Raw genomic sequence first — 23,640 nt, 5'->3', positions numbered from 1 at the left:
TTTTTATTCTTGTCTCCTGTAACACACTTAATGAAGTGAAGTTTAAGGAGGGTTAAAGAATTGCTAATTGATGAACATTTTGAACTTGTTGAAGTTCGAGGTTAATCCCATGTTCATGGTGATCGGCTTGTATCCTTGATGGTCTGAAAGGCATCATCAAGGCTTTGAAGTCTTTCGGCCGCTTTATCTGCGCTGAGCGGCAGCAATGTCGCGGGGTCCGAATTCAGGCTTTCGGCCAGTGAGATCAGGGCCGCCGAGCTGGTCAGCTCTGGAAAGGCCCGTGCCACCTTGTCGATGGTGGCCGCATCATTTGACCGGTTGGCTGCAATCAAAAGCCGGGTCGCGTCCTCGAATGCAAATTCATAGGGATGGCCCCGCCATAGCCGAAGCAGGTGCGCCGTTGCTTGTGACCATTGCCCGTCATCAGATAGCGCCATGGCAAGATCACGTAAGTGGTCAGGCGTTGGGGTCTCGATCGCGGTTTCCAAAAGGGCAGGGCCGTCACCCATCTCGGACAGGACCTTTGCCGCCAGCATATTGCGCGATTTTCGCTGCGGGTCCTCTGCGCCCAGTTCCATGGCATCGAGTGTCGCCCGCGCCTGCGTCAACAGTCCGGCTTGTCGCTGGGCTTCGGCCAGTTTCAGCGTCAGGCGCATAACTTCTGGCTTGGTATCCGGTGTTTCCCGGTCTGACAGTCCATTGATAGCCCGGTGGTATTCCTTGGCTGCAAGGTCAGTAGCGCCCAACCCAAGCAGATAATCGGCAAATGTTTCGGTGTGGGCCGGAAACTCGGCAAAGCCGCCGTAAAGGGGGATGAGTTTCAAGTGTGCAGACATCCAGTCGGACAGTGGGTAACGGCCTTCGTGCCCCTTGAGATACAGCTCGCGCAAAAGCGCCTCTGCCTGTTTCTTGCCGCTCTTGGCTTCGCTTGATGTCGGAAAGCGCCGCAACATTTTGCCAAGCGCCAAAAGCTCTTCGACGTCATTGTCGGTCTCGGCATAGAGGCGGGCCGTCCGTTTGAGGATTTCCAGTTCGTATCGGTCGCCGCGCCACGCTTCGGCGCCGCTGTGCAGTACGCTTTGGGCTGCCAGCAAGGCCCCGGAACCTCCATCCTTCAAGGACATATCGGCAACCGCAAGGCGGGCGCGGGCGGCATATTCAGTCCAGCCTTCAGCCGCCAGAAAATAGGCCTTGAGCGCGGAGGAGTTGTTGCCCCGCCGCTCTTCGACCCGTCCGCGCAGGAAATGGCCGGTTGGAGAATTCGCCAGATCAGGCAGTTCCGCCAACAGCTTGAGGCCGGCGGCAGCATGAGCATGTTCTCCAAGTTCGGTTGCGGCCTCGATGAATACCGGCAACAGCTGCCTGAGCGCGGCCCGCGATTGAAGGCCCAGCCCACCAAAACTGTCACGGATATTGGCGCTTAGCAGGCCGGCGTCCGCGCTTGCGATGGCCTGAAGTGCGGACCAGAATGCCTGGTCGGGGCGGTCCGATGTAACCAATCGGGATGTTTCGAATGCCTCGACCGCCTTGCCGGACAGAAGGGATGTCGCGTCTTGCAGTGCCTCAAAGCGGCGGCTTTGTTCTGGTGTTTCGGGGGTGATGCCCTCTAGCGTGGAAGCCGCCTCATAAAGCAACATATGCGTCAGGTAGATTTCCGCGATGTCCAGCATAACCGCGCTTTTCGAGGCTCCGTGTGCAGCACTCAGCGCGGCGATAGAGGATGAAAGATCGGCGTGAAAGGTTGCGGTCTGCCAGTGCTGTAAATCAAGGTCGCTGTGCCAATCCGGTGCCCGCGTCACGGCCTTGGTTACGACAGCATGGGTATGGGGCGCTGTTTCTGCGACGCCATGCCCGGCGAGACAAGCAAGGATTAAGGCAGGCATTGCCCTGCGTAGATTAGACAGACACATTTATTCTTGCTCAACAGATTAAACCTTGCCTTAATCTTGTAGTTGTGAAATTTTGTTTTTGCAACAGACTGCCATCTGAATGATTATTTTCGGTGTCTGCCCCACCGAAGGAGACCACAATGAGTAATATTGGTTACGTTTCGCTGTCTCAGGCGACGGCGCTTGAACGCAGTATGAACATGACTGCGCATAATTTGGCGAATGCGACGACTTCAGGGTACAAGGCGATTAACCCGCTGTTGGAGTCTGTGGAAAGCAACTCCATTGATGAGGGTATCAGCTATGTCGTGGACAAAGGCACCTACTTGGACTTGTCCAACGGTCCGCTGACGCCAACAGGTAACCCGCTTGATGTTGCTGTGTCCGGTCCGGGCTGGTTGTCATTTCAGCTTGAAGGTGGCGGTACAGGCTATAGCCGCCATGGGCAGCTGGTGGTTGATGCGGATGGTCAGCTTAAGACATCCACAGGTTTGGCGCTGCTGGACGGTGGCGGCGGGCCGGTCACCCTGCCGGAAGATATCGGACAGAATGTTGTCATCACCACTGATGGCGCAATTACCGATCCCGATGGCGTGGTCCTCGGAACGATCGGTGTTTTTAATATCGAGCAAGAGGCGCGCATGACGCCTCTGGGCGGCGGCATGTATCAACTCCCGGGTGATGCCGCCGCCCCACAAGAAAGCGAAGACCCTAAGATCAAACAGGGCTTTGTCGAAGGCAGTAACGTGCAGGCGGTTATGGAAATGACGCGTCTGATCGACATTCAGCGGGCGTATGAAAATTCGGTCCGGCTGATGACAGCTGACGACACACTCACAAAAACATCCATCCAACGATTAGGCCGCGTCTGATCGCGAAGACTTAGGAACGACACATGAAAGCACTTGGAATTGCCGCGACCGGTATGCTGGCACAGCAAACCAACGTCGATGTCATTGCGAACAACATCGCCAACGCCAACACAACCGGCTTTAAAAGCGGGCGTGCCGCGTTTCAGGATCTGATCTACCAAGGTGTGAATAACGCCGGCGCGTTGACGTCCGAAGAGGGCACAGCGCGCCCTGTAGGCACCGATATCGGTCTGGGTGTGCAGGCCGCAGGTGTGATTCGCCACAACACTCAAGGCGGGTTGGTGCAGACTGAAAACCAGCTTGATATGGCGATTGACGGCAACGGATATTTCATCGTGAACCGCCCGGATGGCACGCAGGCCTATACCCGCGACGGAAACTTTCAGCTAAGTGGTGAAGGCCAGCTGGTGACGTTGAACGGTTACGAGGTGGAGCCGGCGATTGTCGTGCCAGAGCTGACTCGTCAGGTTGAGATCAACCAGAACGGTGTTGTCATGGCCTATGTAGAAAACCAAGCCGAGCCTGTTGAGCTGGGGCAGGTCACGCTGGCCACCTTCCTCAATCAGGCGGGGCTGAAACCGATGGGTGACAACCTTTTGGCCGCGACACCTGCGTCCGGTGAGCCGGTAGAAGCCACCCCGGGTCAGCCCGGTGTTGGTGTGACACGGCAGGGCTATCTTGAGAATTCCAACGTCAACATCATCCAGCAGATCACCGATCTTATCTCTGCCCAGCGGGCCTATGAGATGAACTCGAAAGCGATCGAGACTGCGGACCAGATTATGACCACAACGAACCAGATCAAATAGAAAGTAACCTGATGGCCCGTCGTTTCATGATGCGCGTGATCGTCCCGATGATGGTTTTATCCTGCTTGCTTCTGTCGGGTTTGCCCGCGGCGGCAAGTGCGATGAAGGTTGTCGATCTGATCGAAGAGCGCGCGCTGAGTGAATTGGACGCGCAGTTACCTGCCAATGGGCAGATCGAAATCCGGATGGCAGAGGGGGCTGTTTCCGAGGGCGAATTCATCAAGGAATTCTGGATCGACCCGGACAGCGGACAGTTCATCGCAAATATCTTTACCGAATATGGCGAAACCCATCGCGTTTGGGGCGTTGCCGTGATGACAATTCAGGTGCCTGTTCCGGCACGCCGCATCATGCCCGAAGAGATCGTCACCGCGGCGGATATTACCATGGTTGAAATGCCCATGCAGCGGGTTGGCAACTTTGCAATCAGCTCAGCCGAGGCTTTGGTCGGACAGCAGGTGCGGCGCATGTTGGTGCCGGGCCGCCCCGTACCTCGGCAATCGGTCATTCCCCCGATCATCGTTAGCCGGGGTGATAAAGTTAAGATCCTGCTCAGCTATGGTGGTCTGCAACTGACCGCAGTGGGGCGGGCCATGGCGGATGCCCACGCGGGCCAAGAAATACGGGTGGTAAACCTGTCGAGCAACAAAGCAATCTCCGCAATTGCGACCAAGCATGGTACTGTCGAGGTAACACAATGAACAAAAAAAGTACTTTCCGGCGTGCCCGTCTGGCGCTTGCGCTGCCTCTGTTTGTTTTGGGTGCTTGTGCCCAACTAGAGGAAAACCGCAATCCGCAAGTCAGCAATCTGGTGCTGGACCCGGCCAATATGAACGAGGTCAACCGGATCAGCGTGCCCATGGCACCGCGCCCGGTCAAGCTGCCGCCGAAACGTGCGGAGGCCGCCAGCCTCTGGTCCAATTCGACACCCAGCTATTTCACGGACCGTCGTGCCACCGCCGTTGGCGATCTTGTAACCGTGTTGATCGAGATCGACGACCGTGCGCAGTTGCAAAACAAGTCTGGACGCAGCCGCGGCGCAAAACAAGAGGTCGGCGACCCAGACATTCTGAACTTCGATTTGTCGACCGGCAGTGGCAAGATTCTGGGCCTTGAAAGCAGCTCTGAGTCCAGCGGTGAAGGCTCTATCCGGCGTAACGAGGCAATCAGCCTACGGGTTGCCGCCCTGATTATCGAAAAGCTGCCGAATGAGAACTTCGTGATTGCGGGCCGGCAGGAGGTCAAAGTGAACTCTGAGCTGCGCGAATTGCGCATCGCCGGGATCATTCGCGGGGCCGATATCAATGTGAACAACACGGTTGATTATGATAAGGTTGCCGAGGCCCGCATTTCCTATGGTGGCAGAGGTCAGATTTCAGCGGTGCAAAGCCCGCGGATCGGGGAAGATGTCCTTGAAGTTATCCTGCCCTATTAATCCCTTAGGCCGATGTTAAAGATTCTGATCATGGTTGTGATGGTCGCGGGTGCGGGGGCCTTGGGGTATTTCGGCGAGCGATTTTTCCGGGCCACCGAAGCCCCCGCCGGCGAGCATTCAGCGGCAGAAAAGGGCAATGGCCTGCTCTATAAAATGCCTTTGGGCGGGTTCACCATACAATTGCCGCAAGGTAAACGGATCCTGAATCTGATCTTTGACCTTGATGTCTATGTGATGGGGGCAACCGCGTTTCAGGAAATCAACGGGGCTGTTGGTCGTGCCCGTTTACGCGATGCCACGGTTGTGGCGATTGCCGATCTTGCTGAATCCGACGTGACTTTTCACGAGGCGATCACCGCCGAGGACGGCAAGGTTGCCCTTGCCGAAAAGATCGTGCGCAAGCTTTATGTGAATTTTCCGGCAGTCCGAACCGCCCGCATTAACAAGCTGCTTTCCGATCTGGGGCCTGATGAGTGACCGCTTAGGCCGCCCTCTTAGCTCGCTGCCTGTACCGTCACAGAGGAGACCACCTCGCCACCGCTCAAACCAAACAGAATCTGGCCGGATGTGAAGCGAACATCCTCCACGACCGCGCTGCGCGACACAACGCTTTCCACAGACGCGCCAGAGGCATCCTTTGCAACGATTTCAATGGAATAGTTCCCGTCAAGCATCGGTGTTCCGTTATCGTCCAGCCCATCCCAATCCACGGCAATTTTCTGGCCGGCGATGGTTGGTAGCCCGTTAAGGGTGCGGACAAGATTCCCGGTCGGGCCGGTGATGCGTGCCGAAACTTCGACCGCACCAGTGCCCAGCACATAGTCCGACTTAACCCCGCCGTTCTCAAGGTCCATGATGTTTGATTTCACGGAAACCTCACGCCCCAAAAGGTCTGTGCCGCCTAAATTCATCAGCGCGGACATTTGGGTATTCAGCACCTCAAGCTGGACGTTGGTCTGCACCGCCTGCTCAACCTGTGAAAGTTGCGCCAGCTGCGCGACGAACTGTGTGCTGTCGACGGGGGCCAGCGGGTCCTGATTGGAAATTTGCGCGGTCAGCAGGGTCAGGAACTTGTTATAGTCATCACCAAGCTGCGACAGCGAGGACGCACCAGAGCTTTGGCTGGTGGCACCAATTGTGTCCATAAGGGTAGGGTTGGTCAGCATCGGTTTGTCCTTCTTACGTCATGATATCAAGGTGGCCGTCCTGGACCACGTCACGGTGCGCCAGCTCCGGCTGTACCGCTGGCGCATCGGAAAAACCCGCGCCCCCTTGACCGGTGTTTTGCTGTTTCGCGTCGGATTGTTCGCCCGCACTGTGTTCTTGGAAATCAAGCAGACCGCTGTCGGATACACCGAGGGTCTGTGCCAGAACCTGCCGATCGTCACGTAGGGCCTGCAACACAACGGGGTTTTCAACCCGTACCACGATCTTGGCAGTTGCGTCGTTTTCGGACAGAACCTCAATCTCGATATTGCCCAAACCGCGCGGGATCAGATTCACAGTTGTGCGCCCCTGCGCGGCCTCGACCGATTTGATCTGCGCCATCACGGCCTCGGAAAAGGGTTTCACCGGTGGCTTCATATTGGCCTCTGACGGGGCCGCGGCTTCCTTGGCTCCTGACAGGGTGGTGCCCGCAGTGGACTGTATGTTGGCTTGCTCGATTTGCTCGGGATCGGCAAAACCCAGCGCTGCCAAGCCGGCATTCGCGGGCTTCTCCAGACCTGCCAGAACATTGTTCTTTGTCACGATCTCGGACATCGCGAGGGGCCGTTCCACACTCCGGTTTTCCGCCGTTGCAGCCTCTGCCTTGTCCTTCAGCCCAATCGCCGGTTTTGCTGGTGCTGTCTGTGGCGGGACGGGCAGGGGGGTGGTCTGACCGGCGGTCGCAATCTGTTCCGGTGTCTTTACCAAGGGTTGGCCCTGCGCAAGAGGCGCAGCCGAAGTTGCTTTCGCGGGGTCCTGTGCAGAGTTGGCAGCTGTATCAGGCATTGCCGGCGGGGAGAGCAGGTTTGTGGTTGGTCGGGTTCCTTCAGACCCCATCCGTGTCTGCTTGCTCGATGTGGAACTTGGCGCTGCGGGAACTGCTGGAACAGCTTGTGTGGTGATGTTCTGCGACACCTGTTGTCCGGTGGTTCCGGTTTCCGCGCTGGCCAGCTGTGGCGTGGTTGGCACCGGCAGCACCGCTGCGCGGTTTGAGCCTGTTGTGGCCGTCTGCGTCTGAACGGTTTGAGCGCTTTCGGGGGGCACACCTGCGCTTGCGGTTGCCTTGGGTGTGGTAGGCCCAGAGGCATCCGGGCGTGCGCTTTGGATTTGAGATTGGGTATTCTGCATCTGCATCTGCGGCTGGGTCTGTGCGGCCCGCGGAGATTGGGATGCCTCAGCGCCCTCTTGGCTTGGGGGTGTTTGGGCTGCGCTGGTCGCTGCGGGTGTGGCTGATGTCTGCGGACCCGTTGCTGTAACAGTGCCGGTTGCAAGCTGTGCGGCCAAGGTGGTTTTGTCGGATTGCGCCATCCCCGTGCTGTCTGTCCTTGCGCCACCTTGCTGTGGGGTGACAGCGTCTTGCGCGGTTGCCGCTCCGGAAGGGGCCTGCACAACATTGGGAACCAATTCCAGTTTGAGTTTGATTTCTGCCGCGTGCTGGGGTGCTCCGGCGGCAGGGCCAGCCTCTGTGTTTGCTTCTGCCATGTCGGTTGGGCTGGTTGCATCCAGCCCGTCAAGGAGAACCATCTCTCCCTCCCCCGCGACCATCTCGGCGCTATCGGTATGGGCCATGGTTGCGGCAGCACTTTCGCCGCCCGCTCCATTGGTTTCGGACGTGGGGGGGCCTTGCATAAGGGCCGCGAACCCTTCCGCAGCCGCGCCGGGTGCTTTGGCTGCGTCGGGTGATTTGGTTGAGGCCGTGGGGAATATTGTCTGGATCACGTTATACAGCTCTGCTTGTGGTGACACCCCGAGCCAACAGCTCGTTTTTCAGGCGCGACATTGCCCGGCGTTCGATCTGCCTCAATTTCGTGCTGTTCATCTTCAGCCGTGCGGCCAGATCGTCAAAAGTCTCTGACGGCTGTTTCAAGGCCCGGCTTGTCACAACGTCGCGGTCGACTTCGCCCAGCTCTTTGAGCGCCTCGGCGAGACGGGCCCGCATAAGATCACGAGATGAATTCGCAATCATACGCTCCTCGGGTGTCGGGTCATCACAGACCAACATTTCAAACACATCGGTGCTTTGCTTGACCTGCTGCCCGGCCTCGACCCGCACACCGGCAGGCATCTCGACAATCGACCTAAGCCGCTCAAAAGCGGACAGAACACTATTCTTGACCCACCAGCGGGCATAGGTAGAAAACCGGACCTCTTTAGCAAGATCAAACATGTCTGCTGCCTTGATCAACCCAAGGATACCCTCGGATACCATTTCTTCTTGTTCGGCTTTGTCTGCGCTTAGTTTCCGGACCCATGCGAAAACGATCCGCACATGGGACAAAAGCAATTTTTCAAGTGCAAATCTGTCTTTTTGGTTTTGCCAGCCTTCGATCAGCCGACGTTCATCCGCCCATTCAAGTATGGGCGCGCTCCTTGCGGTCGCGTAAGAAATTGTCATGTCACTGCCCAATAGTCGTTTTTTAGTCGTATTTTTTTAGAACAGAAACACGTTTCCCCAAGTTTGCAAAGATTATTCTGATTAACGGATGGTTAATCGCATGGTTTGCAAGCTTATTTTTCCTCACTCAAAGATTGAGTGGACCGACCTCACAATAATACCCGAGCGGGAAAATCGGCAGGCAGTCCTCTATGATTTGCGCCAGTCCAGCACCACCTTACCGGACTGTCCTGACTTCATCGCGGCAAACCCGTCCTCGAAATCGGCAAGGGCAAAGCGATGGGTGATTACGCCGGACACGTCCAACCCGTTTTGCAACATGGCGATCATCTTGTACCAGGTTTCGAAAATTTCGCGCCCGTAGATGCCCTTGACGGTGATGGCCTTGAACACAATCCGGCTCCAATCAACCGGGCTCTTGCCCGGGGGGATGCCCAGCAAACCAATGCGTCCGCCCATCACCATGGCCTCGACCATCTGATCCATCGCCGCCTGATTGCCGGACATTTCCAGGCCAACGTCAAACCCTTGTTTGATTTTCAACCGTGCCTGTACATCCGCCAGATCGTCCTTGGCCACGTTCACCGGTGTCACATCCGCGACTTTGGCCGCCAGATCCAGCCGGTTCTGGTTGATGTCAGTGATGACCACATTGCGTGCCCCAGCGTGGCGCGCGACCGCTGCCGCCATGATCCCGATCGGACCCGCGCCGGTAATCAATACGTCTTCGCCCAACAGATCGAATGACAGCGCGGTGTGGACGGCATTGCCCAGCGGATCAAGAATGGCACCGATGTCATCGCTGATGTCGTCGGGCAGGGGCACCACATTGAACGCGGGCAGGCGCAAATATTCAGCAAACGCGCCCTGTTCGTTCACCCCAATGCCGCGGGTTTCGGGATCAAGGTGGAATTTGCCACCACGGCTTTGGCGGGATTGTTTGCCGATCAAATGGCCCTCGCCGCTGCATCGTTGTCCAAGGTGCAGGCCTTGGACATTGCGCCCGATCTCGACAATTTCACCTGCGAATTCATGTCCGGTGATCAGGGGCACAGGCACGGTTTTCTGCGCCCATGCGTCCCAGTTCCAGATGTGGATGTCCGTGCCGCAGATGCCGGTCTTGTTGATGCGGATCAGCACATCATCCTGTCCGATGTCCGGCACAGGCGCGGTTTGCAACCAAAGGCCTTCGCGGGGGTGGGCCTTGACCAATGCGTTCATTTCATTGGTCATTTCAGGACACCCACGGCTTTGCCCGCGACTGCAAAAGCATCCAACGCGCGGTCCAGATCGTCAAAGCTTAGTGCGGCATTCATCTGGGTGCGGATGCGGGCCTGACCACGGGGCACCACCGGAAAGAAAAAGCCGCTGACATAGACGCCTTCCTCAAACAGGCGTGCCGCCATTTCCTGTGCCAGATGCGCCTCGCCCAGCATCACAGGGATGATCGGGTGTTCACCGGGCAGGAGGTCAAACCCGAGGGCACCTAGCCCGTTCCGCCAGTAGGCCGCGTTATTAAACAGCTGGTCGCGCAGGGCGTCGCCCTGTTCAACCAACCGGATGGCTTCGATCCCGGCGGCCACGATGGCGGGGGGCAGGGAATTGGAGAACAGATAGGGGCGCGCGCGCTGGCGCAGCAGGTCAATTACCGGCTGCGGGCCGGCGATATACCCCCCAACAGCGCCGCCCAGAGCCTTGCCCAGGGTGCCGGTCAGGATGTCGACATCAACGCCAAAATGCGCCGGTGTGCCCGCGCCTTTTGGCCCCATAAAGCCCGTTGAATGACAGTCGTCAACCATCACCAAAGCGTCATAGGTTTCGGCAAGTTTGGTAATCTCTGGCAGATTGGCAAGGTAGCCATCCATGCTGAACACGCCATCCGTTGCGATCATGATGAACCTTGCACCATCCGCCTTTGCGGTCTTCAGCTGGGTTTCAAGGTCGTCCATGTCGGAATTGGCATAGCGATAGCGTTTGGCTTTGCACAAACGGATGCCGTCAATGATCGACGCATGGTTCAGCGCATCAGAGATAATCGCGTCTTGCGGCCCCAAAAGCGGCTCGAACAGCCCGCCGTTGGCGTCAAAGCAGGCGGCGAATAGGATCGAGTCATCTTTGCCAAGAAAATCCGCAATTCGGGTTTCCAGCGCGCGGTGCAGATCTTGTGTGCCGCAGATGAACCGCACAGAGGCCATGCCAAACCCCTTGTCGTCCATTGCCCCTTTGGCCGCGCTGATCAGGTCGGGATGGTCGGCAAGGCCAAGATAGTTGTTAGCACAAAGGTTTATCACCGGTTTGCCGTTGGCGGTGACATGCCCCGCCTGTGCCGAGGTGATCAACCGCTCGGTCTTGGTCATTTTCTCGGCGTCGATCTGCGCCAGCGTCTCGTTCATATGGGTCAGAAATGCAGCGGTCATGGAATCCTCCGTTTTGAAGGATTTTACATGTTGGAAAAGTTTCCGCAATAGCGGATATGCGCAAAACTGGACGCACATCCGTGATGGTGGATTTTTGCTAAGCTCCGTTTACGACTAGGAATCCGCGTGCCGGACCGTTTGCCGTGATCCGGTGGGCCACGTCGGCGGGGTATCGCGCGGTGTCGCCCTGCGCCAACTGCTCAACGGCGTCGCCGCTTGTGACGGTCAGGCTGCCTTCGATCACGGTGAGATGCTCGCGCGCGCCTTGGGCGTGGGGCAGGCTGTCCAGCACCCCGTTTTCCGAGAACCGAAGGTCGTAGACTTCATGCCGCCCTGCTTCTTCGGGGGGCGAAAGGATGCGAATTGAACAGCCAGCACCGTGGTTTTCGATTGTCGGCACGCCGTCCCCGCGCAGCACCTCGATCCTGCTTTCCTGCCCGTCCTCCAAAAGCCCTGCAAAATCAACCTGAAGGGCTTTGGTCAGGTTCCACAGAGTAGAGATCGTCGGAGAGGATTCACCGCGTTCGATCTGGCTGACCATGCTGCGTGACACGCCCGACAGTTTCGCAACCGCATCAAGGGAAAGCCCCTTGGCGCGGCGGGCGTCTTTCAAACGGGTGGGGAGAAGTGATAGTATTGCGTCGGTGTTTTCCATAATAACGGAGGATACCGAAAAGCCTTTAGGTGCTGCAAGGTGGAAACGCAGGCGGCTGTCGGCCTCTGGCCGTGGAACGTCGCCTTACGGGGCTAATGCTGTTGCAACGGCGTCCAGCAGGGTCGATTTCTGAAAGGGCTTTTGCAGGAAGACCACCGCGCCACTTATTTCAGAAATCGCTGCGGTGGCCTCAAGGTCCATGCGGTGATGACCACCTGAAATGACAATGACTGGCGTGTCCTGATTATTCGATCGGATCATGTCGAGGATGGAAATGGAGTTCTCCCGACCCAGCCAAAAGTCAAGCACCGCCAGATCGAATGGCCCTTCCTGCGACAGACGCTTCAGCGCGGCAGGAACAGAGCCGGCAAGGACAATATCGTAGGGACCGGAAGATAGAAACGCCGAGATCATCTCGCGCATGTCGGGATCGTCCTCGACCAATAGGATTTTCTTATTCTGTGTCATCGCGCGACGTCTCTGAGCTGAGGGCAATGGAGCGGATGGATTTGATGAACTGGGCCTGTTCGTCTGGGGGCAGGGCGGAAATATGTCTTGCAGCGGCGCGTATCGGATCATCAGAAAGGGCAGCGCGGCCCCGCGGGGTCAGCGCGATTGATTTGGTTCTGCCGTCCTGCCCATTGGGATTCTGTGTGACAAAACCGCGGCGCTCAAGGGTTGCCGTCGCGCGGGTTACCGGAGCGCGGGTCAGGCCCAGGAACTGCGCGATCCAGCGTGCTTCGCAGCGGTCCACCGGCATGCGGTCAAGATAGCGCAGAATGGACCATTGCAGCGGCTGGATTTCGGAGGAGTGTTTTGCCTGATAGATGTCGCGGACAAACCGTTCCAACAACACAACAGAGGCGATCAGTTTTTTCTCGTCAATGTCATGTGTCATGCGCGCACGCAGTCCCCTATGTGCTTCAGTATTCCACATATTGCAGCAATGAGGCGGAGTTCTACTGAAAAGTTCAAGGGTTTTCAACTGTATGCCCCCGCTGTTCGGTGGCGCAATTTCAGCGCGCCTGACACGGCCCTAAGCAAATCGGTCCGGCTGACCGGTTTCGCCAGATGAATGTCCGGCATTTTGATTTGCGATGCAGGCGTCTCCGGCGCGCGCGTTGTCACACGGGGGCTGGTCTGTCCAGCGGCATAACCTGACAGAATAATGCAGGGTAAATCCGGCTGGACGGTTCGGAGTGCTTTGATCAGGGATCGGCCTTGTAAGGTGCCAGGCATCACCGCGTCAGACAACAGAAGATCGACAGTTTCGGCGGAATGGAACGCCTCAAGGGCATCCTCTCCATTTGCAGCGCTGAGGACCGAATATCCGGCGCTTTCCAGAAATTTTGTGATGACCGCCCGGACATCCGGTTCATCTTCAGCGACCAGAATGGTTGTGCCTGTCCCCGTGGCCGCGTGGGAGGCGATGGGTGGTATCACGGGATGCGGTGCTTTTGCTTTTGCTGCTTTGAAGTACAGTCTGAATGTGGTGCCTTTGCCCGGTGTAGAGCTGAGCCGGATCGTGCCGCCAGATTGCTCCATAAATCCCTGCACCATCGACAGGCCCAACCCGGATCCTTTGCCGCGCGGTTTGTCTGTGAAAAAGGGTTCGAACACATGCTTGATCTTGTCCGGCTCAATCCCGTGACCAGTATCGGCGATGGTCAGAACAACATACCGGCCCGGCGGGACATCGGGGTCGGCATAGGGGGCTTGGTCGGCACGGATTTCCTCATTCGTGGTTTCAACCCTGACGGTTCCCCCGTCCGGCATCGCATCACGGGCATTCAGAACAAGATTGATGATTGCGTTTTCGGCAGAGACTGCATCGACTTCTATGCCCCAAAGATCGCCAAACAGCGCCACTTCCACCGAGATGTTTGCCGGCAGAACGCCGGTCGTCCAGTCCAGCGTGCTTTCGCAGAGGCGGTTCAGGTTCAGGCGTATGGGATGAAGCGGTGCGCGGCGGGAGAAGCTGAGCAGGCTCTTTGTCAGGTCGGCACCCCGTATCGCGGCACTATAGGCCGTCGAAACCAGTTTTCTGCCTTCCTCATCCTTGCCCGTTTCGAGCCACAGCTCAAGATTGCCAAGGATGATGGCAAGCAGGTTGTTGAAATCATGGGCGATGCCGCCGGTTAGTGTGCCTATCGCCTCAATCCTTTGGGATTGGCGCAGGCGCATCTCGGCTTTGCGCAGATCGGTCAGGTCCAGACTGGTTCCGGTGTGGGCGACAATCCTACCGGTTTCGTCGCGGGTCGGTTCCTCGATCTGGCGAATATAACGAAGATCGCCGTTCTTGTGAAATGCACGATATTCAAAGGTTTGCGATTGTCCCTGATTGATCCGTTTGATTGCGTCAAGAATGGTTTGGCGATCGTCCTCATGTACGTGGTCCAGGCTGGGTTCTCGTCGATTGGCCCATTCTTTGAACTCCTCTGGCGTCAAACCCAATTGTCTGGCGTGTTGATCGGAGCAAAAACTGCATTCTCCGGTGTCCGTACTGAAAGTATAGAACCCGATACCGGCGATACGCACTGCCGTGTCCAGTCGCGTTTCCGCAACCACTTTGGTGCGTTCCGCTTCAACAGCGTCGGTGATGTCCTCATAGATGCCAACGATCTTTTCGGTTGGCCTGCCATCTTTGGGTTTGGTCGTCCAATAGGCGCGAATATGCCTGACCTTACCGTCGTTTCTGACGATCCGGAACACCGTCGGTTCATTCGGTGAGCCGCCATGCAAGGCGCGCTCCAGGGCCCTGATCTTGGTCTGTACGTCTTCTTTGAGAACGAATGATACCCATCGCTCAAGTGTCATCTTGCGCTGGTTCTCGGGAAGCCCAAGGATTTGGCAAACCCTTGTGTCGAATGTTACGCTATCCTCTTTCACGTTGCGTTCGAAGGTGCCCAGATTTTTCGCTTTAGCCACCAGTCTAAGTCTCTGCGATGGTTCCGTGTCGTTAGGTGCTAGGCGACTGATGGCAAATGTCAGATGAATTGCTGAACCCATAAAAAGGGTCGAAGCTGCGCCCGCCGCCATCAGCGGCAAGGCCGTCGCGGCGAAAGGGAGGTTCCCCTGTGTTGCATCTGCCCAGCTCGCAAGCTGTGTGGGGGCCAGAGACAAGACAGCGGCACCTGTGATCAGCCAGAGTTTCCCTGCCAGCGGAGTCTTTGGCCAAGCTGGCGTTGGCGTTACCTTGGCGATGGCGGCCCCGAATAAGGCGAGCAAACTGAGAGATACCATACCGGACCAAAGCTCGCTCCCGTTGATGCCATTGCCCGCCATCGCGCCGCAAGCGGTAGCGATCAGCGCTCCGATAGGACCACCAAGATAGCCAGAATAGACAAGAACGCCGGCCCTCGCGTCCAACGGAATTTGATGCCATTCAAGGTTATTTGGGGTTGCTGAAATCAAAAATATCGTCAGCCCCATAACCAGCCCAATAGCGACCTGACACCGCAGTTTATTGCAATCCGGCGTTACATTTGAGAAAACCGCATAAGCAGCAATTGCCGCAAAAGCGAGAAGAGCTGCGTTTTGCAGGATGGGGATAACCATTCAATCGTTTCCTAAACCACAACATACCAATTGCAGACAAACATAGTGCCAAGGTTGTGTTGGGAAAGAAAAAGATTGCAAAGGTTGAATTTTGGGCATCCTTCGCGGCCTGAAAAAACGGTAATTTTTATGCCGGTTTCCTGCAGGTGTTTTGTACTGTCAGTGCTAATCCATTGAAAGAATTGTATTGATTTGATGAAAATTCGTTGCTAGTGGCAATCATATCGGTTCGAAATATTGTCGGGGAAAAAATGAATAAACCTGGTCTAGATGCACTCGCTGAAACGCATGATGTACTGAACGGACTGCGACATTTTTTGTCTGCCGTAGAGAAATCAGCGAATTCAGATACAAACGCCGAATTGGGCAATATCGAGAAAAGTCTAGCTGCAGTGGCCCGGGAAATTGACGTCCTTACAAAAATGGATCGAAATAACGGTTCCGGGAAGGTCCCGTTATTCGACCGCCTTTGAAAGCTCTGCCCGGCCCGTGTTCGCCAGGCTGTGGATTAGTCTTCCATTTCTGTGATCATGTCTACGCGCAGGGCATGGCGGTCACCCTCGAATTGTGCATTCAGAAACGCATCAACGATATCAAGCGCCACTCCTTCGCCGACGACGCGCACACCGATGGACAGCATGTTGGCGTCGTTATGTTGGCGGATCATGCGGGCAGAGAACGTGTCAGTGCAAACACCGCAGCGGATGCCTTTCACCTTGTTTGCAGCCATCATAATGCCTTGACCTGTGCCGCACAGGATAATGCCAAGCTGGCAATCGCCGGATGCCACGCGCTGGGCGGCGGCGGCCCCGTGTTTGGGGTAATGCGTGCTTTCGGGGGTGGTCGGGCCGATATCCACGGCCTCCCAACCCAGCGCAGCAATGTGGTTGGCGATGGTCTGGCGCAGTTCGATGGCGGCATGGTCGCTGGACAGGACAATGCGTTTGTTTGCGGTCATGGGGATCGTTCCATTTCTTAAGCAGATGGCCGTAAATGGCAGAGGGGCAGCGTCGGCCCGTTTGCTGCGCCTCCGATACCATGAGGTGCGGGGCGATGCGAGTGCCTAACACCGACTGCGCGCGCAAATCTTGCCGTAGAAGGGCTGCTGGTCGAGCTGTTCAGTGGCTCAGTTTGTGCCTGTGATCTCGATCCGTTGTGCCAAAGCATAGACCTCTTTCACCCGTTCAGCATTTGAGGCCGCGATTGAGCCGTCTGCATTCCAGAACGAGTTTTCAAAGCCGACCCGCATTCGGCCCCCATGCGCCAGCGCTGCTGCCATGCAATCGGTCTCGCGTTTGCCAAAGGCACAGACCGCCCATTGGGCGGAGGGACAGTTTTGCTTCATCCATGCGACAAAGGGGACTAGATCGGCGGGGGTGCTTTGTTGCCCCTCTGTGTAACGCCCAAGGACAAAGATCAGCTGAAGGGCCTCGCGGTCGAGGCTGCCCGTATCGAGCAAATCCGACATCGCAAGCAGGTCTTTGGGCCCATAAAGGATATGTTGCACGGCAATATCCGCGTCACGGCAGCGGTGATAGAAAGCAATGGCTTCGTTTCGGTTCCCGTCCGCCAGCATTTCCGCCAACGATACCGAGGCTGCTTCGGGTTGGGCCTGTTCAATCACCTTGCGTTGCGCATCTGGTCCGTAAATTCCAACGGCTTCCGATGTGATCTGAAGCAGCATGTCCGGTACAACCGCGCGCAACCCATCAAGGGCCTCCCGGTACATTCCTGCATCCAGCACATGACCGCCGTTCCGGTCGCGCAGATGCAAGTGCAAACCATCCGCCCCCGCCGCGTGGCAGGCAATTGCCGTTGCAACCATCTCGTCCAGCGTAAGCGGCAGTGCGGGGTGGTCTGCCTTGGTTTTGCGTGCGCCGTTGGGGGCAACCATCAGTTTTGGCAATCTTCTCATAGCACTTTCGCAATCGCGATGCCCAGTTTGGTAACCACTTCGTCGATATGGTGATCCTCCATGATGAAGGGCGGGGCCAGCAGGATGTGATCGCCGTTTATCCCGTCGACCGTGCCACCCATCGGATAGCAGGCCAGACCGGCGGCAAAGGTCTCTTTCTTGAGCGCTTTGTGAATGGCGCGCGCTGGATCAAAGGGGCGTTTGTGTGCGCGGTCCTCGACAATCTCGATGCCGCGAAACAGACCACGGCCGCGTATGTCGCCAATGTTGGGGTGCTGTCCAAAGGCCTGTTGCAAGGCATCCTGTAGCTTCCCGCCCATCTCGGCACAGCGCCGGACCAGCCCGCCATCTGTTAACTTGGTCAGAACCGCAAGCGATGCGGCGCAGGCGGTAGGGTGGCCGACATAGGTGTGGCCATGCTGGAAAAACCCGCTGCCGTCTTCGATGGCACTGTATATCTCTGCGGAACACAGCATTGCACCGATGGGCTGGTATCCGGCACCCAGCCCTTTGGCGACAGCGACAATATCAGGGCTGATCCCTTCCTGTTCGCTGGCAAACAGGGTGCCGGTACGCCCCATGCCGCACATCACCTCGTCAAGGATCAGCAGCACGCCATATTGATCGCAAATCTCGCGGACCCGCTTGAAATACCCTTGCACCGCGGGCACCGCACCGGCGGTTGCCCCAACAACAGGTTCCGCGACGAAGGCAATAACCGTATCGGCACCAAGGCGCTGGATTTCCGTTTCAAGTTCGTTGGCGACGCGCTGGCCATATTCAAGCGTTGTTTCCTCGGCGGTTTTCCCGCGGTACTCAAAGCAAGGCGAGATATGCGTGGTCTCGACCATCAAAGGGGCAAAAGGGGCGCGGCGCCATTCATTGCCACCGGTCGCCAGAGCGCCCAGAGTATTTCCGTGATAGCTTTGTTTGCGGGCAATCACATGCCGCCGCTGGGTCTGGCCGGTTTCGACAAAATACTGACGCGCCAGTTTAAGCGCGGCTTCCATGGCTTCCGATCCGCCAGAGACGAAATAGACGCGGTCGATGCCGTCCGGTGCATGGCTGATAAGTTTGTCTGCCAGCTGTTCGGCGGGGTCGGATGTAAAGAAGCTGGTGTGTGCGTAGGCGATGTTATCAACCTGCGCTTTTATGGCGGCGATGACGTCCTGATCACCATGCCCAAGGCAGGACACCGCAGCCCCGCCAGAGCCGTCAAAATACTGTTTGCCTTCGCGGTCAAACAGGTACACACCCGCGCCGCGAACGGCGGTGGGCAGAATCGATTTCGTGTGTCTTGGAAAGACATGGGACATGCGGCTTTTCCTTTGATGTCCAGATTGCGGCCAATGAAACAGATGATTCTGATGTTGACAAGATATGAAACAGATGAAACATTCGGTGGATGGAAGATTTCCCGGGGGGGTGTCCAGAATTGCAATCGTCATTCGAGCAGCAGCTTTCCGGCAAGTATGCGTCGCTGAGTACCAAGCTGAAAGAAGCTGCGGATTTTGTAGTGGCCAATCCGATTGATGTCGCAACGCGCAGCCTGCGTGCCCTGTCCAAAGATGCAAACCTTTCACCTGCCACGTTTTCCCGCATGTCGACGGCATTGGGGTATGACAGCTATGAAGACCTGCGCGATGTTTTGCGTTTAGGCATCGAGCATCGGGGAAATTCGTTCTCGCATCGCGTTGAGGCACTTCAGCAACGCCATGGCAGTGGCGATCAGGAATTCCTGACCGAACACCTGCTGGAATGTGCCTCGAATTTGCAAAAGCTCGATACTGGTATCGACCGCGTTATGCTGGAAACCTGTGTGGAAAGGCTTCATGCCGCCCGCAATGTTCTGGTTGTGGGGGCGCTGGGGTCGACGGGCATCGCGGAATACATGACCTATATGGCCAGCTTCATTACCGACAACTGGTCAATGGCCAGCCGGATGGGGGCGTCTTTGGCCAGTGGTCTGGTTGGCATGTCGGATCAGGACGTGATGATTGTCATGACCAAGCCGCCGTTTGCCAGCAATGCGATCAACGCCGCCCGCGAGGCCCATGACGCTGGGGCCTTTGTGATTGTGATCACCGACACCCATACCTGTCCCGCGTTGGTTCATGCTTCGGCACATTTTATTGTTCCGACAGACAGCCAACATTTCTTCTCTTCTTATGCCGCAACTGTCGTTTTGTGCGAGGTACTTGTTGGTATGCTTGCGGGCAGGGCCGGTGCGCGTGCAATGGACCGCATCGCCGAAGTCGAACTTAGAAATCGTCGTCTCAGTGAAATCTGGGCCGGTTGAAAACACCACATCAAACATGGAGAAACTGATGTCAAAGAACCTTAAACGATCACTCGCAGCAATGGCTGTCGGTGTTATGATGGCGCCAGCGGCTTATGCCGAAGAGTTCATCACCATTGGCACCGGTGGCGTAACCGGTGTTTACTATCCAACAGGTGGCGCGATCTGCCGTCTGGTAAACAAAGGCCGCAAAGACCACGGCATCCGCTGTTCTGTAGAATCCACAGGCGGATCGGTCTATAACATCAACACCATCCGCGAAGGCGAGCTGGAATTTGGTGTGGCCCAGTCCGACTGGCAGTATCACGCGTTCAACGGTACGTCGAAGTTCGAAGAAGCCGGCGCTTTCGAAGGGCTGCGGGCAGTGTTCTCTGTTCACCCTGAACCCTTCACCGTTGTGGCCCGTGCCGATGCCGGCATCGCCAGCTTTGACGATCTCAAAGGCAAGCGTGTGAACATCGGCAACCCGGGCTCCGGTCAGCGCGGCACGATGGAAGTTCTGTTGGAAGCCAAAGGTTGGACCACGGATGATTTCGCACTGGCAACAGAGCTGAAAGCCGCTGAGCAATCTGCAGCCCTGTGTGACAACCAGATCGACGCGATGGTTTACACTGTTGGTCACCCGTCCGGTTCCATTCAGGAAGCAACAACAGCCTGTGACTCTGTTCTGGTTACCGTAAGCGGTGAAGAAGTTGACAAGCTGATTGCCGACAACCCGTTCTACCGTTCGGCCAAAATCCCCGGCGGCATGTACCGTGGCAACGACAACGAGACCGCCACATTCGGTGTGGGCGCAACTTTTGTCACCTCTGCTGATGTGTCTGAAGAGGCGGTTTATACTGTTGTGAAATCCGTGATGGAAAACATGGACGACTTCAAAAAACTGCACCCGGCATTCGCCAACCTTGATCCCAAAGAGATGGCAACAGCTGGTCTTTCTGCACCTCTTCATGCAGGCGCGATGAAGTACTACAAAGAAGCTGGTCTGATTGACTAAGCCAAGCTTTACTGACCGGAGGGGCGGCGTATTTCCGCCCCTCCATTACGACCCGAAAACATAAAAATGCAGTCTCAACTGCAAATCCAGGGGGAAATTAGGACATGGTGAATAAGACATCCGAAAACCGTGCGCTGACCGAAGAAGAACTACAGGACCTTGTTGCTTCTTCTGATTCAGGTGCCCGTGATCCGGCCGGTTCGGTCGGTACGTTACTGGCCATTGTTGCGGTTGTGTGGTCGCTGTTTCAGGTGGTGCTTGCCTCGCCTTTGGCCAACTATGTGCTGCCGGGGGATGTGATTAACAATTCGCGACAGATTCACCTGGCTTTTGCCGTCTTTCTAGCCTTCATGGCCTACCCCGCGTTCAAGTCGAGCCCTCGCACCTATATTCCGATTGCGGACTGGCTCCTTGGTTTGGTCGGTGCTTTCATCGCCATGTACGGGTTCTTTTTCTACCAAAAGATCGTTGACGCCGGCGGGCTGGCTGATGACATGGATAAGTGGTTCGCATTGGCCGGGCTGCTGATCCTGTTCGAGGGCGCGCGCCGCGCTCTTGGGCCAGCCATGGCAATCATTGCCACGATTTTTCTGGCCTATGTGTTCTTCGGATCTTCCGAAATCGTACCCGATGTCATCCGCTGGAAAGGTGCGTCGCTGAAGAAAGCGATGAGCCATATGTGGATCACCTCCGAAGGGGTGTTCGGCATTGCGCTGGGCGTTTCCACGAAATTCGTATTCCTCTTTGTGTTGTTCGGTGCGCTTCTCGATAAGGCGGGCGCGGGCAATTACTTTATCAAAATGGCCTTTGGCGCCTTGGGGCACCTCAAAGGGGGGCCAGCCAAGGCTGCGGTTGTCGGCTCTGCGGCGACTGGCCTGATCTCTGGCTCTTCCATTGCGAACGTTGTCACCACGGGTACATTCACCATTCCGCTGATGAAGCGGGTTGGCTTCTCCTCGGAAAAAGCGGGCGCGGTAGAGGTTGCTTCCTCTGTTAACGGGCAGATCATGCCGCCGGTCATGGGGGCTGCGGCGTTCCTGATGGTGGAATATGTCGGTATTTCTTATGTCGAGGTGATCACCCACGCCTTCCTGCCGGCGACAATTTCCTACATCGCGCTGGTCTATATTGTTCACCTTGAAGCGGTGAAGAACAACATGCCAACTCTGGGCAACCGCGTTGTGTCGATGGGCAAGACCATTGGCGGCATGGCGGCATTCTTTGTCGGTTTCGCGGCTCTGTGTTACGGGGTGCAATACCCGGTTGGCTGGGTTGTGGCCGCGATGCCGGGTGCCTCTGCACTGGTCATGTCATTGCTGATCTTCGCCACCTATGTCGGGTTGCTCTTTTTGGCCTCCAGCGTGCCGGATCTGGAACCGGATGATCCCAATGCCGAGGAAGTCGAGCTGCCGGTTGTTGGTGAAATCTACAAATCCGGTCTCTACTTCCTGCTGCCGATTGTGGTGCTGGTCTACTTCCTGATGATCGAACAGAAATCACCCGGTTTGTCTGCCTTCTGGGCCACGATGTTGCTGTTTGTGATCCTGCTGACCCAGCGTCCGCTCAAGTCGATTTTCCGCGGCGAGAGTGATATGGCAAATGCCTTTGTCGTGGGCGTTGCCGATTTGATCCAAGGGCTGATTGACGGCGCGCGCAACATGATCGGGATCGGTTTGGCCACGGCGACGGCCGGTGTCATTGTCGGCACGGTTACCCTGACCGGTGTCGGACAGGTCATGGCCGATCTGGTTGAATTCCTGTCAGGCGGCAATTTGATCCTGATGCTGGTGATGGTGGGGCTGTTGTCCCTGATCCTTGGCATGGGGCTGCCGACCACTGCCAACTATATTGTTGTGTCGTCTTTGATGGCGGGCGTTGTGGTGGAACTGGGCGCGCAATCGGGCCTGATTGTGCCCCTGATCGCGGTGCATCTGTTCGTGTTCTACTTTGGGATCATGGCCGATGTAACGCCCCCTGTAGGGTTGGCCAGCTTTGCGGCGGCGGCGGTCTCTGGCGGCGACGCAATCAAGACCGGTTTTGTGGCATTCTTCTATTCGCTGCGCACCGTCGCCCTGCCGTTTGTGTTCATCTTCAACACCGATCTGTTGTTGATAGATGTCGGGTGGCTGCAGGGGATCCTTGTTTTCGTCACCGCGTCGATTGCGATCCTTGTGTTCACTGCGGGCACGATGGGCTGGTTCCTGACCAAGAGCCGCATCTACGAAAGCGTGGCACTGGTGCTAATCGCCTTTATGCTGTTCCGTCCTGACTTTGTGATGGACCGGATACAGCCGCCCTTTGAACAGGTTGCGCCAGCCGCGTTCACCACCGCCTTGGGGAATGCGACGGAAGGGGATGAAATTCGACTGATCGTTTCCGGCCCGGACTTTGACACATCAGAGATCAAGGAAACCACTCTGGTGCTGCCTGTGGGTGCCGGATCGGCTGAGGACCGTCTGGCCGCCTCGGGCTTGTTGTTGCTGGAAGAAGACGGCGCGGTGAAAATGGACGAACCCTCGTTTGGTTCGCCTTTTGCCGATAGCCTGTCCAGTTTCGACTTTTATGGTGACGATCCGGTGCAGATTGCATCGGTTAAGGCACCTTCAAACCAGATGCCGAAAGAGCTGATGTTCATTCCGGCGCTGGTCTTCCTGCTGCTGATTGCCTTTTTGCAGCGGGCACGCATGTCACGCACAGGAGAACCATCATGAATACTTCGGTTTTATGCGCTGTCGACGTCAGCCATGGGGAAGAGGACCTGCCGGTGATCCGCCGGGCCGCACAGCTGGCGGCACTCGATGGTGCCCAGCTTGATGTGATCGCTGTGGTGCCGGATTTCGGGATGAGTTCGGTAGGTACCTTCTTTAGCAAGGACCATCACGAACAGTTGGAGGAAGAGGCCAAAAAGCAATTGCATGCGCTGATCACCAAGGCGTTGGACGCGGATCAGAATGCCAAGGTTCGACATGTGATTGCCACCGGTCGGGCCTATGAAGAAGTCCTGAAGCTTGCTAAAAAGATTGATGCCGCCTTGATTGTTGTGGGCGCGCAGAAAGCAGAATTGTCGGACTATTTGTTGGGGCCGAATGCGGCGCGGGTGGTGCGCCATGCCAGTTGCTCGGTCTATGTGGTGCGCCCGTCCTGACAGACGGGGTGCATTAAGCTTGACCAATTTACGCCAGCTGCCTAACTT

The 23,640-nt window shown here is 56.7% G+C and carries 22 protein-coding genes; 9 read left to right on the top strand and 13 right to left on the bottom strand.

Annotation, left to right across the window (positions count from 1 at the left end):
- Positions 1–113: 113 nt before the first annotated feature.
- Positions 114–1,883, bottom strand: coding sequence for a hypothetical protein (locus tag HKX44_RS10175; protein ID WP_276151217.1), 1,770 nt, complete (start codon positions 1,881–1,883; stop codon positions 114–116).
- A gap of 146 nt (positions 1,884–2,029) precedes the next feature.
- Here HKX44_RS10175 and HKX44_RS10170 point away from each other — a divergent pair, with 146 nt between their 5' ends.
- From HKX44_RS10170 to HKX44_RS10150, 5 genes are read left to right on the top strand one after another with little or no spacing between them, the layout of a single operon-like run.
- A complete protein-coding gene (locus tag HKX44_RS10170; protein ID WP_276151216.1) occupies positions 2,030–2,761 on the top strand; it encodes a flagellar hook basal-body protein in 732 nt (243 codons plus the stop codon).
- Between the two features lie 23 nt (positions 2,762–2,784).
- Complete coding sequence (gene flgG / locus HKX44_RS10165; RefSeq protein WP_276151215.1) at positions 2,785–3,570, top strand: flagellar basal-body rod protein FlgG; 786 nt, start codon at positions 2,785–2,787, stop codon at positions 3,568–3,570.
- A gap of 11 nt (positions 3,571–3,581) precedes the next feature.
- Positions 3,582–4,271 carry a flagellar basal body P-ring formation chaperone FlgA gene (flgA, locus tag HKX44_RS10160; RefSeq protein ID WP_276151214.1) on the top strand — a complete coding sequence of 230 codons (690 nt, stop codon included), beginning with the start codon at positions 3,582–3,584 and terminating at the stop codon, positions 4,269–4,271.
- Positions 4,268–5,005 carry a flagellar basal body L-ring protein FlgH gene (locus HKX44_RS10155; RefSeq protein ID WP_276151213.1) on the top strand — a complete coding sequence of 246 codons (738 nt, stop codon included), beginning with the start codon at positions 4,268–4,270 and terminating at the stop codon, positions 5,003–5,005. Before flgA ends, HKX44_RS10155 begins: the two co-directional genes overlap by 4 nt.
- A gap of 30 nt (positions 5,006–5,035) precedes the next feature.
- The gene (locus HKX44_RS10150; RefSeq protein ID WP_276153713.1) at positions 5,036–5,482 is read left to right on the top strand and encodes a flagellar biosynthesis protein FlgH; all 447 of its coding nucleotides are present in this window, start codon (positions 5,036–5,038) and stop codon (positions 5,480–5,482) included.
- Positions 5,483–5,499: 17 nt separating this feature from the next.
- On the opposite strand, the gene HKX44_RS10145 is transcribed toward HKX44_RS10150, so the two are convergent.
- The 12 genes from HKX44_RS10145 to HKX44_RS10090 form a co-directional block, all read right to left on the bottom strand.
- Positions 5,500–6,171: a flagellar hook assembly protein FlgD gene (locus tag HKX44_RS10145; protein WP_276151211.1), complete on the bottom strand. Its 672-nt coding sequence runs from the start codon at positions 6,169–6,171 to the stop codon at positions 5,500–5,502.
- Between the two features lie 13 nt (positions 6,172–6,184).
- A complete protein-coding gene (locus HKX44_RS10140) occupies positions 6,185–7,930 on the bottom strand; it encodes a hypothetical protein (RefSeq protein ID WP_276151210.1) in 1,746 nt (581 codons plus the stop codon).
- A gap of 1 nt (position 7,931) precedes the next feature.
- On the bottom strand, positions 7,932–8,606 hold the full coding sequence (locus HKX44_RS10135) for a sigma-70 family RNA polymerase sigma factor (protein WP_276151209.1): 675 nt from the start codon (positions 8,604–8,606) through the stop codon (positions 7,932–7,934).
- 189 nt (positions 8,607–8,795) lie between these two features.
- Entirely contained in the window at positions 8,796–9,839 is a 1,044-nt protein-coding gene (tdh, locus tag HKX44_RS10130) for an L-threonine 3-dehydrogenase (protein WP_276151208.1), read from the bottom strand.
- Entirely contained in the window at positions 9,836–11,023 is a 1,188-nt protein-coding gene (locus tag HKX44_RS10125) for a glycine C-acetyltransferase (RefSeq protein ID WP_276151207.1), read from the bottom strand. The genes tdh and HKX44_RS10125 overlap by 4 nt, the downstream gene beginning before the upstream one ends.
- Positions 11,024–11,120: 97 nt before the next feature.
- On the bottom strand, positions 11,121–11,681 hold the full coding sequence (locus HKX44_RS10120; RefSeq protein WP_276151889.1) for an XRE family transcriptional regulator: 561 nt from the start codon (positions 11,679–11,681) through the stop codon (positions 11,121–11,123).
- Positions 11,682–11,762: 81 nt separating this feature from the next.
- Positions 11,763–12,146 (bottom strand): response regulator, encoded by a 384-nt coding sequence (locus HKX44_RS10115; RefSeq protein ID WP_276151206.1) that lies wholly within the window; start codon positions 12,144–12,146, stop codon positions 11,763–11,765.
- Complete coding sequence (locus HKX44_RS10110; RefSeq protein WP_276151205.1) at positions 12,133–12,576, bottom strand: MarR family transcriptional regulator; 444 nt, start codon at positions 12,574–12,576, stop codon at positions 12,133–12,135. The genes HKX44_RS10115 and HKX44_RS10110 overlap by 14 nt, the downstream gene beginning before the upstream one ends.
- 83 nt (positions 12,577–12,659) lie before the next feature.
- A complete protein-coding gene (locus HKX44_RS10105) occupies positions 12,660–15,236 on the bottom strand; it encodes a PAS domain-containing sensor histidine kinase (protein WP_276151204.1) in 2,577 nt (858 codons plus the stop codon).
- A gap of 508 nt (positions 15,237–15,744) precedes the next feature.
- Positions 15,745–16,194, bottom strand: a complete 450-nt coding sequence (gene rpiB / locus HKX44_RS10100) for a ribose 5-phosphate isomerase B (RefSeq protein ID WP_276151203.1) — start codon at positions 16,192–16,194, stop codon at positions 15,745–15,747.
- 168 nt (positions 16,195–16,362) lie between these two features.
- The gene (locus HKX44_RS10095) at positions 16,363–17,151 is read right to left on the bottom strand and encodes a 3-keto-5-aminohexanoate cleavage protein (RefSeq protein ID WP_276153211.1); all 789 of its coding nucleotides are present in this window, start codon (positions 17,149–17,151) and stop codon (positions 16,363–16,365) included.
- On the bottom strand, positions 17,148–18,467 hold the full coding sequence (locus HKX44_RS10090; protein WP_276151201.1) for an aspartate aminotransferase family protein: 1,320 nt from the start codon (positions 18,465–18,467) through the stop codon (positions 17,148–17,150). The genes HKX44_RS10095 and HKX44_RS10090 overlap by 4 nt, the downstream gene beginning before the upstream one ends.
- Before the next feature lie 89 nt (positions 18,468–18,556).
- Here HKX44_RS10090 and HKX44_RS10085 point away from each other — a divergent pair, with 89 nt between their 5' ends.
- From HKX44_RS10085 to HKX44_RS10070, 4 genes are all read left to right on the top strand, one after another.
- Positions 18,557–19,450: a MurR/RpiR family transcriptional regulator gene (locus tag HKX44_RS10085; RefSeq protein ID WP_276151200.1), complete on the top strand. Its 894-nt coding sequence runs from the start codon at positions 18,557–18,559 to the stop codon at positions 19,448–19,450.
- A gap of 28 nt (positions 19,451–19,478) precedes the next feature.
- Positions 19,479–20,447, top strand: coding sequence for a TAXI family TRAP transporter solute-binding subunit (locus HKX44_RS10080; RefSeq protein ID WP_276151199.1), 969 nt, complete (start codon positions 19,479–19,481; stop codon positions 20,445–20,447).
- Positions 20,448–20,551: 104 nt separating this feature from the next.
- Entirely contained in the window at positions 20,552–23,158 is a 2,607-nt protein-coding gene (locus HKX44_RS10075; RefSeq protein WP_276151198.1) for a TRAP transporter permease, read from the top strand.
- A complete protein-coding gene (locus tag HKX44_RS10070; RefSeq protein WP_276151197.1) occupies positions 23,155–23,592 on the top strand; it encodes a universal stress protein in 438 nt (145 codons plus the stop codon). The genes HKX44_RS10075 and HKX44_RS10070 overlap by 4 nt, the downstream gene beginning before the upstream one ends.
- The last annotated feature ends 48 nt before the right edge of the window (positions 23,593–23,640 follow it).

This window comes from Sulfitobacter sp. M05 (assembly GCF_029285175.1).
GTDB lineage: Bacteria > Pseudomonadota > Alphaproteobacteria > Rhodobacterales > Rhodobacteraceae > Sulfitobacter.
The sequence above is the reverse complement of the archived record's forward strand: the minus strand, read 5'-3'. Positions and strand labels throughout refer to the sequence as shown.